At 63.8% G+C, this 12,267-nt stretch carries 7 protein-coding genes and 1 pseudogene; 2 read left to right on the top strand and 6 right to left on the bottom strand.

The window, feature by feature from the left end; translation table 11 throughout:
• Window positions 1-325 precede the first annotated feature (325 nt).
• The gene (locus NKG59_RS04515; RefSeq protein ID WP_253535620.1) at window positions 326-523 is read right to left on the bottom strand and encodes a hypothetical protein; all 198 of its coding nucleotides are present in this window, start codon (window positions 521-523) and stop codon (window positions 326-328) included.
• A gap of 196 nt (window positions 524-719) precedes the next feature.
• Between NKG59_RS04515 and NKG59_RS26390 the strand changes: the two genes are divergently transcribed.
• Window positions 720-845 carry a hypothetical protein gene (locus NKG59_RS26390; RefSeq protein ID WP_301288039.1) on the top strand — a complete coding sequence of 42 codons (126 nt, stop codon included), beginning with the start codon at window positions 720-722 and terminating at the stop codon, window positions 843-845.
• Window positions 846-972: 127 nt separating this feature from the next.
• Here NKG59_RS26390 and NKG59_RS04510 read toward each other — a convergent pair whose 3' ends face one another.
• The 3 genes and pseudogenes from NKG59_RS04510 to NKG59_RS04500 form a co-directional block, all read right to left on the bottom strand.
• On the bottom strand, window positions 973-2,214 hold the full coding sequence (locus NKG59_RS04510; RefSeq protein WP_253535619.1) for an NHL repeat-containing protein: 1,242 nt from the start codon (window positions 2,212-2,214) through the stop codon (window positions 973-975).
• 495 nt (window positions 2,215-2,709) lie between these two features.
• Window positions 2,710-4,077 (bottom strand): type IV pilus assembly protein FimV, encoded by a 1,368-nt coding sequence (locus NKG59_RS04505; protein ID WP_253535618.1) that lies wholly within the window; start codon window positions 4,075-4,077, stop codon window positions 2,710-2,712.
• Between the two features lie 485 nt (window positions 4,078-4,562).
• Window positions 4,563-5,072 (bottom strand): annotated as a pseudogene (locus NKG59_RS04500) (lytic transglycosylase domain-containing protein); the annotation flags it as partial.
• Window positions 5,073-5,508: 436 nt separating this feature from the next.
• On the opposite strand from NKG59_RS04500, the gene NKG59_RS04495 reads away from it, so the two are divergent.
• On the top strand, window positions 5,509-7,380 hold the full coding sequence (locus NKG59_RS04495; RefSeq protein WP_253535616.1) for a leucine-rich repeat domain-containing protein: 1,872 nt from the start codon (window positions 5,509-5,511) through the stop codon (window positions 7,378-7,380).
• 155 nt (window positions 7,381-7,535) lie between these two features.
• Here the strand turns inward: NKG59_RS04495 and NKG59_RS04490 are convergent, their stop codons facing one another.
• Together NKG59_RS04490 and NKG59_RS04485 are read right to left on the bottom strand one after the other, a co-directional pair.
• Window positions 7,536-11,510: a type III effector protein gene (locus NKG59_RS04490; protein WP_253535613.1), complete on the bottom strand. Its 3,975-nt coding sequence runs from the start codon at window positions 11,508-11,510 to the stop codon at window positions 7,536-7,538.
• A 147-nt stretch (window positions 11,511-11,657) separates the two neighbouring features.
• On the bottom strand, window positions 11,658-12,029 hold the full coding sequence (locus NKG59_RS04485; RefSeq protein WP_253535611.1) for a type III secretion system chaperone family protein: 372 nt from the start codon (window positions 12,027-12,029) through the stop codon (window positions 11,658-11,660).
• Between the last annotated feature and the right edge of the window lie 238 nt (window positions 12,030-12,267).

Raw genomic sequence — 12,267 nt, 5'->3', positions numbered from 1 at the left:
GGAGAAGAACACACCGAATGCCGCTGGGCGTCTTCCGTATTGAACCGGCCTTGGTATGCGCTCTTCTTGTCCGGTTAACGGTAATTCAACATCACGATCGCGCTATTCAATCGCTTGGCGAATTGAATGATGAATGCCTAATGATGGCGATGCGCCCATTGTTCAATTAATCTCATCAACGTTCGTTCGCCGGCAATGCTCCGATAAAATTGTCGATAGCCATGATTCACGTGCCTCCGTGAAGAGCGGTCAAGAAGCCCCGGGCGGTTACAAGCTGCCTGGGGCTTTCTTTCTTCTGATGGGGCGGCCCCAAACGCTCTGGCCGTCAGCGCCACGTCAACCACACGAAGAACGTACGCCCCCCTCGGAATACTGCCGCAGCAATCGCGGTGAACTGATTTTTTTGGAAAAAAATACCAATCAATGCTTTCGTATCGATTTGGTTCATTAAAAAAACTTCAGTTAACATCACCCGCCGTTCATGCGCGTCAAGCGATGGTAGCCCCGCCATGGTGGTTGGCATACGTTCTGAGAATGTTTTTCTGAAACATCAACTTTATTTCAAGGTGTTGATGCTAATTCTGTTTGCGTCTTTTATGGGTAATTGAATGACGGAGCGATGCGCTGGGCAATGTCTGACGATCCTCTGGTGGCACGCCCGGACACTATCGTGACAACCACGTCGATTACAGCTGCGCAACCCGTGGGAATACGGTGCGATGCATACCTTCGCCATCGTCTTTAGCGGTGGCGGCACGTACTCGACGTCGATCAACACCGATGGTGGGCAGTTTGCGCGCTCGTTCGGCCAGTACCTGTCGTACGGTGGTGTTGGCGTGCAGTGAGTGAGGCGCCCGCCAGAGACATCCTTTGTCTCAAGAGCGGTTCAGCACGCCAGGCGTGGCTACGCGACGCCGGGCGTGACGCGTTTCCCAGCCGCGGCGGGCGTGCGCGGCGATACGCTGAGCTTCCCTATGGGGTGGGGGCGACATAGCGGACCACGTTGTTTGCCTGGTCAGCGACGTACAGGTTTCCGTTTGTGTCGACCGCGATCCCGGATGGTTGATTGAACATCGCGGTGCTCCCCGGGCCGTCGGTGCTGCCCGCGTTGATGGAGCCCGCCAAGGTGGCAACCACACCCGCCGGGGTCACCATGCGGATCAAGTTGTTGCCGTCGTCGGCGACATAAAGCACGCCGTTGGCACCGATCGCGATGCCCACCGGCAGCGAGAACGTTGCCGCGGTACCCACTCCGTCATCACTGCCGGTCGCGCCGGAGCCCGCCAGTGTCGAGACGACACCTGCCGGCGAAATTTGCCGGACATCGCTGTTGAACCACTCCGTCACATACAGCGTGCCCGACGGAGAGAGCGCGATTCCCGCTGGACCGTTGAAGGTGGCGAGCGCAGCCGCGCCATTGTCGCTGCCGGGTGTTGTTGTGCCGGCCAGTGTGGTCACCACGCCGGTTGGCGTGATTTTGCGGATCATGTTGTTGCTGTAATCCGCCACGTAGACGTTTTCGTTGGCATCCACCGCGATGCCCAGCGGGTTGTTGAACGAAGCGCTCGCGCCGATGCCGTCGGCGCTGCCCGCAGTTGCCGAACCGGCGAGCGTCGTCACGATGCCGCCTGGCGTGATCTTTCGAATATCGTTGCCGTAGAACTCCGCCACATAGATGTTGCCGCTGGCGGCCACCGCAATGCCGACCGGAGTCTCGAACTTGGCACTGCCCGCCATGCCATCGACGTGGCCCGGGCTTCCTGTGCCTGCCAGGGTCGTGACGACGCCGCCCGGAGCGATTTTGCGGATGACGTGGTTGCCGAAATCGGCCACATAAAGGTTGCCTGAGGCGTCTCGCGCAATACCGCTCGGCTGTCGGAACGAGGCAGCCGAACCCGTGCCGTTTGCATACCCCGCAGTGGTCGAACCGGCGATGGTGGACACCATCGACTGTGCGACTGCGCAGTTCACGCTCACGTTACTGACATTACCGTTGGCCAGTCCGCTGCCATTTGCAACGGAGCAGGACTGCCAAAGCGGTTCGGCGTTGACGGAGACAGCGTAGGCGCCACCTGCCGCTACGGAAACGGAAAAGTTGAAACCGCCGTCGGCAGCTTGGACGATCGGATCTGCACCGTTGTTAAGTAAAGTGAGGCTGCCGTAATCGAGCAAGCCCGCGACCGTTCCCGCAATGGTGTAAGTGGCCGGCGCCACCGGCCCGACCGGTGCTCCAATTGGCGCACCCGGCTGCGTTGCACTGGGGGGTGGCGTGGTGGCCGCATCGCCGCCGCCGCCGCATGCGGTCAGGATCAGGCAAATCGGGATGGCTTTCACAAACGGAGGGCACGCGGAGGGCATGGCTAGGTACTGGGCAAACGTCGATCAGGTTGGATTGGGCCATCGACCCCAGCGATCGGGGGCGCGGCATGTGCCTTTTGCGCCGCCGTATAGACCAGCTCTGATATGACGCCAGACCGGGCGAGGTCGACGCTTCGCTGGAAATGTAAGGGCTCGCCTTAAATCGACACGTACTCGTGGAGGTGTAGTGGTGCCTCAGAAGGAAAACGTTTGCGTGCGGGTTTTCACTGCCTGGGCGTCCAATGCGATGGCGCTTCATGCATGCGATCGTGCACTTGCGGCGCCAGGCGTGATCGGCGGGCTCGCAGTGCGCTCTTCTTCTTGCTCGCCAACTTCCACGCCCCCTGCGCTCTATCGTGGTGACACAGTCTCGCTATTGCGTCGGGCGCGCGGGCCGCGCTCGGTTAGTGGGTCGCCGTTATCGTGGAGTTGGGTGTAGATCGCGGCCAGCGCAGATTGAACCTTGCGGATGCGCATTCGGTAGAACATCAAGGCGGCTATCAGCAAAGCCAGGAAGACTCCAAGGGCTGGGCCGATGATGCGGGCACGCTTCCAGGGTGCCGAGTCATCGGGGGTAACCGGACTGCGACTTGCAAGCCCAACGTCTGGCGCATGGCCTTCTTCTCCGGCCGTCGCCGTCGCCGTTGCTGCGGCAGGCTGTGGCGACGCATTCTTCAAGGCTGCGAGCCGCCGCATATCGGCCAGATTCTGCTCAACTTGCGCAAGGCGCGATTCGAGTTCATGGATCGCCTGCCTGGCCGCGACCAACTCCTCGTTGAGTTGCTCCACGTTTGCCCGCTCCCGCATGCCCGTAGCGGAAAGGCGCAGCGTGTCTTTGTCAGACGCATTGGCTGGCACCGAAGGTGGCCGACTGCCGGCGACGGCGTCGGGCATAGGCGGTGTGTGGTCGGTAGCAGCAGCCTGCGTCAGCAAGCGGAGCTGACGTTCGGCCTCAACTTTCGCCACCGCAGTTGCTTCCTCTGCCGTTGGCACACGTAGCGTGGCGCCGACGCGCAGGCGGTTGATGTTGCCGGTAATGAAGGCGTGCGGATTGCTCCGGTAAAGCGCCAGCGCGGCTTGTCCGACAGACACGTCCGCCCGATTCTGCAGGGTGCCGAACGCGATCTGCGAGAGGTTGTCGCCCGCTTTGACGGTATAGGCGGCTTCGGTGTGCCTGTCGTCTTCACCTGCAGACGGCGCGGTGGCGGCAGCCGATGGATGCGCGCCCTCCGCCGCGTTGGCGGCGGGAGCAGATGCGACTGCCACTGCTTGCGCCTGCGGGCGGTGTGCCTGCGCACTGCTGGGCAGCGACACTCCCGAAGCGGACGCCGATTTGCGTTGCGTCTGCAGGAACGTGGTGGGGGCGCTTGCCGCGCCCGGCGGACTGAGCAACACCGTATAGGTCGCCAGCGAGTTTCCACCTGGCCCCGCAAGGCGCACGACGATATCCGCAATGGCGTCCGCCTGCGGAACGGTCGAGTACACGCGAACGACATAGCTGCCGTCTTGCCGATGTACCAATGCCGTATGCAGCGAAGTCGCGCTTGCGCCATAAGGCACGCCGGCGGCGAGGTAGCTTTCGCGGTTGCCGGGCTGCAGCACCAGCGCTTGTGCGTCGTGCGGCTGCAATCCCGTCAAGTCGATTTCAGCCTCAAGCGGCTGGCCAATGTTTGAATGCAGATGTAGCACGCCCAGCTCTAGCGCGTGCGCAGCCGGCATGAAGGCCCAAAGGGCGGCAGCCGCTCCTGCAGCTAGCGACCTACGGCCAGGCCCATGCGCAATTCCTCCACGAAATCGCTTTTTCATTTTGCTTGCTCCCCTTGTATTGCTGACACCCGATTTATTGGTTTGGGGGGTGGCCGGGAAGGATAGAGCGTTTCGTCTGCGGACCGTCATGGACGACGGGGCAGTTGAGAAAAATTCAGAGTTCGAGCGTCGTGCCTGTTCGGATCCTGGGGCGGCAGACGCAACGCGGCATGCAGGGCTGGTCGGGCTACGCAGTCAAGCGATGGCGCACGGGCTCACCGGCTGAATCGGTCCCGCAAGCTTGCACTCTGGTTCAGGCTGGTCAGCATGGCATCGAGCCAATGTTCATCTTCACCTGCCGTCGGGGCGTTCAACACATGCCTCCCGTGCTCGGGGGGCGCATCTGCCGCGTGCTTGAGAACGACGGCGTGCATGGGTTTGGCGGCATCCTGCATGGGTTGTGGCGCTGGCTCTTGCGCACGCGTTTGCCCGGCAACCGGCAGCGGCGCGCGTGCTGCGAGCTTGCGGTTCAGGATGCCTTCCACAGCCCGGGCATAGATGCCGTTTTCCCCTGGCGACTCTGAGTGATACGCGCCGATGGCATGCCAGCTGTTGCCGTGCAATTGCACCTTGCGCGCCAAGTGCCACGCGGCCACATAGGCGCTGACGCACGGGTCATAGAGCATCTGGCGGCCGATACCGTAGCGCGACAGTTCCGGCAGGTGGATGGTGTTGATCTGGAACATGCCCAGGTCTTCACTGCCGTTGCGGTTTCGGTTGTGCGCTTGCGGATTCAGGTGCGATTCCTGATAGCCGATGGCACGCAAGACTTGGGCGTTGACGCCGTGGTATGCAGCGGCATCGTCGATGCAATCTGCCAGGGCCGCGGCAGGCAGGCAGCCCAGCAGCGCAATGGCAAAAACCAGCCCCCGCCGCAGCACCGCGGCGAGCCGGTTACGCCCGCGCATGGTCTAGCCTGCCAGCGCAGGCGCGCGTCACGGGGTGGCGTTGTTGCAGGCGTTGCTGCTGCCAGTTGTGACGTGTTTCGCGACGTGTGGGCGGGACTGCGTGGGTGGTTGCGCGACGCTCCCGCGCAGCCATGATGCGAGACGATGGGGCATGCATTGCGGATCTCCGGTAACGAGCATGCGCGCATCATAGAAACGCGTGCCGGGCGTTGCGCTGGCACCGTGCGAATTTGCCTGGCTTGTAGCGAAGCCGCGTCGACAGCATGTGTTGGCATGACGGTTCGCCGCGGGCGCAACGGGTTCGTCCTGCCACAGGTCATGTTGCGCGGCGGTCCATACGATCAGCAAACAGGCGGAAAGGGCGCGTTGCCCGCCGCCTATTGCCACTTCATCTTCTCTTGGGCCCATCATGCAATCACATTACGGTAGTGCCCCCATGCCGCCCGATACCCTCGCGCAGACCCGTGCCGACTGGGGTGCGGCGGATGCAGGTGTGTCGGTGACCAACAAGCTGTCGCGCGCATTGCGGCGCGTGCTGCAGCGTGTGCGGACCGGGCACGCCGAGCCGTCGCCAGTCGCCAACCGATTTCACGTGCCGACGCCGCAACATGATCGACAGGTAGTGGCGACTGCTTCGCGCACGCAGCATCAACAGCGCGCAGGCGCGGCGCGCGATGCTCTGCGCATCCAGCAAGCCATGCCACAGGGCCACGGCCTACGGGCGCTCGTTCCGCCCACCGATGCCAGCCGCTGGCTGGCCGTATGCGAGGCGGTGGCGGGTTGGCAGCAGGAGATGGCGCGTCGCCTGCACCGCTACAGCGGCCCGTTGCTGACCGACACCGCACGGCCCACGGAGCAAGGCCTGGCCCTGGCGGCCACGCGCATGCTGCTGGCCATGCAGCAGAAGAGCCGGCACCTCGTGCTTGACGGCATTCCGGTGATGCGCCTGCCTGCGGCTTTGTGCCTGGCCGAAGAGCTGGAGCGGCTGACAGTACATGATTGCGATCTCTTTGAGTGGCCAGCGTCCGGTGGTTTGCCGGTCAACCTGAGCGCGCTGCATTTCGCGCGCAACCCGCGGTTGACAGCGTTGCCGGGGCGGATCGGCAAGCTGTTGCAGCTGCAGGAGGTTGTCGTGCTCGATTCGCCGCTGCGCGCGCTGCCATCGTCGCTGTCGCAACTGCCCAAGCTGGAGCGCTTGATTCTGCAGGGCACGGATCTGCGCATCGTGCCGGTTGAGCTTGGCGCGCTGGCCGCATTGCAAACGCTGGTGCTGGCATCCAACAAGCTGCTCGTGCAACTGCCCATCAGCCTGGGCCAGCTTGCGCAACTGCGCGAGCTTCACTTGCGTGGCAATCCGGTGCTCTCCGTGCTGCCAGATACCTTGGGCAACCTGGCCGAACTGGAGCGGCTGGACCTGCGCGAGAACACCGCCATGACGACACTGCCCGAATCGCTCGGGCGACTGCGCAAGCTGCGTCAGCTTGACGTCTCCGGCATGTCAAACCTCGTGGCTGTGCCACAGAGCATTGGCCAATGCACGCAACTCCGCACGCTGCGCCTGCGCGATTGCGGATCGCTGCGCAGCTTGCCAGCGTCTGTTGGCGAGCTGAAGCACCTCACACACCTGGACTTGCGCGGCTGCCACGCCTTGGCTGGCTTGCCCGATACGCTGCGCGATCTGCCGCCAGCGTGCCGCGTCGATGTGCCAGCGCACTTGTCAGCACGGTTGGACGAGTTGCGCTCCGCAGCCGGTGCAGTCGCGACGGCCGGTTCCAGCATTGCGCCAGATTGGATGGCGCTGCGCCAGGGCTGGCGCGCACGCCTTCAGCCCTATGACGCCGAATATGGCAGCGATGCATTGTGCATCTGGATGGAGCGCTATATCAGCGCCATCGCGCCCGACGCCATGCGTGCATACCGCGACAGCCGCCGTCTCGGACAACTGGTGGATGGCCTGTGCGAACTGCCGGCGCTGCGCAGCTCCGTCTTTCAGCGAGCCCAAGAGCGCTATGCGCTGGGTTGCCTTGACGAAGAGGCGCTGCCTCTCGACGCGCTGATGGCACTGTTGGTGAGCGAGCGCCTGCGCGAGCCCGGGTTGCCCGAAGACGCGGCAGCCAGGATGGTCCGCGCCGAGGCCTTTGCAGCGTTGCTCGAATATGGCGCCGCTGGCGGGTCGATTGACGAGGCTGTCCAGAAGCTCTCGGCTTGGGCACCGCTGCAGAGTTACGTTGCACGCTACGTCAGGGCCGGCGAGGGCGTGGAACAGCGGCACGTTGCCGTCGCGCGCGATTGGCTGCACGCCGGCTGATACAGCCGTTCAATCGTGTATTCCCATGGGCCGGCTTGATGCCGGCCCTTGTCTTTCTGGGCCTACGCAACGAAACAAGAATGCTTGCGAGCGGGCAAAAAAACGCCAGCCCGGGCGTATCCGGGGCTGGCGGCAGAGCGTGAAGTCAGCGGGCTTTACGTCCGCGATTGGCCCTCGTCGGTCGGGAATGCGTTGCCGAGCAGCGCTTTGCGGCGCTGCAGCTCCTGCTGTGCCTGTTGGCTGATCGGCAGGTTCATGGCAGCGAGCTGCTGCAGATCCGCCAGTTTGGCTTGCTTGATCGATGCTCTGGTCGGCTCCAGGCGCGTGCGCAGTTGGCCGATGGTGCCGGTCGGTTGCGGTTTGCCGTGCAGGGCGGCCTGGGTTCGGTCGTTCTCGCGCTGCAGCGCCTTGGGGTTGCGCACCAGCGACTGGATACCAGTGTTGCGCTCTTCGGTATGGAACAGCGCAGCCGAGTTGATGGCGCGCGTGTTGCCGATGATCTTCGAGAACGCGTCGAGCAGCGGACGGCCCTGGCTGGAGTCGCACAGATAGTCGGCGCGGTCCTCGATGGTCGTCATGGCTTGCAGGCGTGCGCGCATCGCTTCCACGTCAAGGTGGCTCACGTCGATCGGCTTGGCCAGCGGTTCGGCAAGCTTGAACAGCTGTTCTCCGTTGGCGGTCGAACCTGGCGCGTGCGCAGCTACCTGCGTCGAGACCTGGGCCGCGCGTGCGAACGGCGTTGCGGCGTGGTAGCGCACGAACTCGTTCTTGATCTGGACGGGGCGATTCTCCGCAGCCGCGGCGTTGATCTCCTGCGTCGCCGCTGCGTACTTGGCCACCACATCGGCCATCAGGTTCGGATTGGCGAGATAGCGATCGCGTTGCACCGGGTTCGCATCGAACGCCTGCCGCAGCGCGGCGTCTTCGCGGTGGGCTTCCGCGTCGACGATCTTGGCGAGGAACGGATGCTGCATGATGAGGTAGCTCGTGTCGGAACCCATCACCTCGCCCGCGTAGCTCTGTGTGCTGTCCGTATGCGAGACCGACGGCGTGAACGTGCCGTGCGGTGTCGGTACCGTCAGCGACAGGCTCATGCCGCTGTTCTTGTTGCGCAGCACCCGCGCGTATTGCAGCTCCATCGGGGCGTTCTGCACGTCAGGCGCCTGACGCAACTTGACGACCAGGCTGGTGCCGTCGGTCACGTTGAGCAGCAGCCCCTGCGTTTGGCGGAGCAACTCGTGCGGATCGAACTTGTCGTCCTGCAGCCGCATGTTTGGCGCGAATTTTTCGATAGCCGCTGCAATGGCTTTGTTGAGTATCACGCCCGTAATCGGTGCACCGCCCTGCGCGGTGAACGTGAACTGCCAGAACTTGCCCGTACGGCTGGGGTTGACCTGATGATTGGCGTTCATCAGGCGCGCCTCGGCAGTGAGCGAGACTTGCCCCGCGCTATTGCCGACCGAGATGGAGCCCGTGAAAGGCCCAAGTTGCACCTTGCCGCTGGACCGGCCGAAGCGGTTGAGGATCGCGTTGAGCGCGCTGCTTTGCGCGCCGCCGGACACCGTCGCCTTCAGTGCCGTATCCCAGCGCTGCCACAGCGATTTGTCTTTCAGCGGGCCGTTCTTCTGCACGTCGTAGTTCTTGAGCGGCAGGTACGTCTTGTCCAGCATTTCACGCGCGGTCTTGTACATCGAATCCGCCGTCAGGATGGCTTCGGCGGCGGCCGTGCCGTGCTCCTCGCGCAACGCCATCTGCTGCTTCACGACAGAGATATGCGCACCCACACAGCCCAGCGCCAAGCTGATCGCAGCATGGCTCTTGGCGACGAACGCCTCGGGGTTGGCCAGCGCATCTTTCTGCGGATAGCGGCCATGCCACACGGTCTGGTTGATCTGTGCGAAGGCCGCTTCGCGATGCTGGTTCAACGTATCGCGTTCTTTGGCGGGCATGAAGCGATCGTTCTTCGCGAGCACCGCCCCAGCGTGATCCGCAAATTGCAGATAGGTGCCGATGAGATGCTCCAGCTGATCCGTCGCGTGATTGAGCTGCTCGGGGCTGGCGTGTGTGATGGCGTTGCGGAACTGCGCAGGGATGTCGGCTTCCTCGCCGTAGTGCAGCCGTTCGGTTTCGGTAAAGGGCTGCGCAGGGCCTGCGTGCAGTTCGTGCGTCAGTGCCTTGCGTGTCGCGTTGTACAGGTGAAGCTGCGCGGGGGGCGGCTCGGCACAGGCGGCATCGAGCTGCTGATGCAGCTTGAACGTGGACTGATAATCCTTGTGATAGCCGGGGTCCAGCAGCGTGTGCGGCGCGGCAGCGCTTTCCGTGAAGAACTGCGCCACATTGCCGCGCACGTTCACATCAAAGCTCCCGCCGGCTTCCAGGTTGGTGCCGCCGTGGGTCTCGTTGCCGACGTTGGCATCCACGCTGCCGGTCACCTGCCGATAGGCCAGGAAGCGGTCGCCATAAGCCACGGAATCGGGCACGTCGCGTCGCGGTTGCGCCGGCATGGGTTGTCCGCTGCCGATGCGGTCCGTCAGCACGTCGGCGATTGGCGGGTACGCGGCTTTCATGAGCGTGCTGAAGCGCTCGCCGCCCACTTTCTGGTCGATCGCACCGGCCAGCAGCGTCATCTTCAACGTGTTGAAACCCTTGGCAATCTTGGCGTCGTTCAGAAAGTAGGGCTTGCCCGCGGCTTCTGTGTAGTTGCGCCCGATGGCGTGAGACACGAGATTGGCCAACGATTCCAGCTGCTGCATCGCGTGGCGCGCATGTGGCCCGGCAGACTTGACCCAGGCATGGTTGGCATCGTGGTTGGCAACGAGCTTGACGAGTTGGCGCAAGTCATCGTGTTCGAGGTAGACATTGCCGCCGGACAGGTCCAACCGGCCCGTCAGTTTGGCGGCCCACTCGCCCAGCTTGCCGCCCAGCGCGACCTTGGCGAAGGCTTGTGCCGAGGGCCAGTAGTCGACGTCGCCGTCGTCATCGGCAAAGTACAGGCGGCCCTTGCCGCCACCCGCTTCCACCGACACGTGGGCACCGGCATAGCGGTTGGTGGGGAAGGCCGAGATCGACACGCTGCCCGACGTGCCTGTGCTCACGTTGGAGCCAGGCTTTGCCGTGCTGATGCCGGGCGCTTTGGCTTCGAGGTTGGCGGTTTCCTTCTCGGCGTAGTGGCTCATGACCTCGTGCGCGCTGCCGCTCAGGTGCGTGCGCTTGAGCTCGGTGAGCAGCGCCGCGATCCCCTTGTAGGCGTCGGCCGGGTCGTGATTGCCCAACGATTTGGCAAGCCGGCGGGCGGTCTTGGCCGCCGACGCAAAGGCATCACGCACGGCCATGCCGACCTCATGCGGAGCCTTGCGGGTGTTGTCCGCGGCAATCGTCTGGATGGTGCCCAGCTGATGCTGGAGCTTGGCGCGCAGCCCGTCACTGAGTGGGTGCGAGCGCGTGAGCGCTACCGGTACCGTGGGTAGCGCATCCTTGAGCGCAAGCGCCATCTGGCGCAACTGGGGCTTGTTCAGCGCGCCGGTATCGGGATCGAACACGGGCGCGCCTGGCGGCGTGTGGCGCCCTTGCGCGTGCGCGCTGGATGAGGGAGACAACGGCGAGGGCGACGGCGGCCGCAGCACGATGGCCAGGTCCTGCTGCGTGCCGTGTTCTGTGTGTTCTGTGTGTTCGGCGTGGGCAGTACCAGACGATTCGGCGTGGGGCTGCTCGGTTGGCGTGGGCGTCGGGTTCGCTTGGGCGTGTGGGGTGTGAGGCGGCGGTTCGCTGGCGCTGCCTGCGTGCCCCTGTGCCTGCGGCGCAGCGGTTTGCGGTTGTGCCGGCTGTTGAGGCGGCCACTGCAGCTTGCCGTTGCGAATACGCTTCTGGGCTTCCCGCTGCGCGGCGCGCGTTCCGCGTCCGCTCAGCGTGGTGCTCGACAGCGCAACCTTGAGCTGCTCGTTCGTCAGCGATGCGGCGCTTTTCTTTTGGCGGCTCGCCGTCACCATGTCAGCAAGGTCACGCAGGCCGCCAGGCAGCTGCGAAGTCTTGCGCACGCTTGGCATGGATGGCTGCGCGGATTGCGAGGCCGGTGCACCGGACGACGTCTGCGCCGGAGGCGTCGCGCTGGAGTGTCGGGAGAATATCTTCATGGTGGGCGGGGCTCCGAGGTTGGCATGCCGGGGCATGGCAATTCGCCCGAGCACAGTTGAACCTTGCAAGCCTAGCCAGCCACTGCCGGCGAACGTGACGGGCACCGAAGTGCTGCGTCGGCATCCGAAGCGACCGCATGCGGCGGCTCAATACCGTGTGGACGCGGCGCCGTTGTCCAGCTCCGCGGTGAGTGCAGCGATGGCATCGAGCAAATTGCTTGCTTCGGGGTCGTCGTCCAGCGCGTAGCGGAAGCGATAGATCATCTGGCCGGTTTGCGGGTGTTGCACAACGCTGCCGCGTGCAGCACCGTCCACTTCCAGGCAGAGACCGAGCAGCAGGTTGAGTGTGAGCGCAACGTCCAACGTGTCGCGCGGGCCGAGCTCGACGTACGCCGTCAGCATGTCGGGCTCGGCGTAGCTGTCATACGCCAGCCAGACATTGCGGGTGCCGATGCGCAGGGCATGCGCTGGCAATGCGTCTTCGTCGAACGGGGGGTGGGGTGATTCTTCGGGGGGCATGGGCGGGCGCCGAGGCGGTTGTTGCTGCAACAAAGTGCAGCAACCGGGTTGCACCGCTCAACGATGCCAGCATGGGGCATCTGGATGTAGCGGGTCTGCCGAAAAACTGCGATAAAAGCCGAAAAAATGCTCACCTGAAATATCAGCGGTGGTTAGAATCTCGACATCTGGGTGGGGGCTTTCTCAACACCGGATCGGGCCGTTTGCCGGGGAACGGCCAGCACAGATTTTCGCGGAG

The organism is Ralstonia chuxiongensis (assembly GCF_024158925.1).
Classification (GTDB): Bacteria; Pseudomonadota; Gammaproteobacteria; order Burkholderiales; family Burkholderiaceae; genus Ralstonia; species Ralstonia chuxiongensis.
This window is presented reverse-complemented; position numbering and strand designations above follow the sequence as displayed.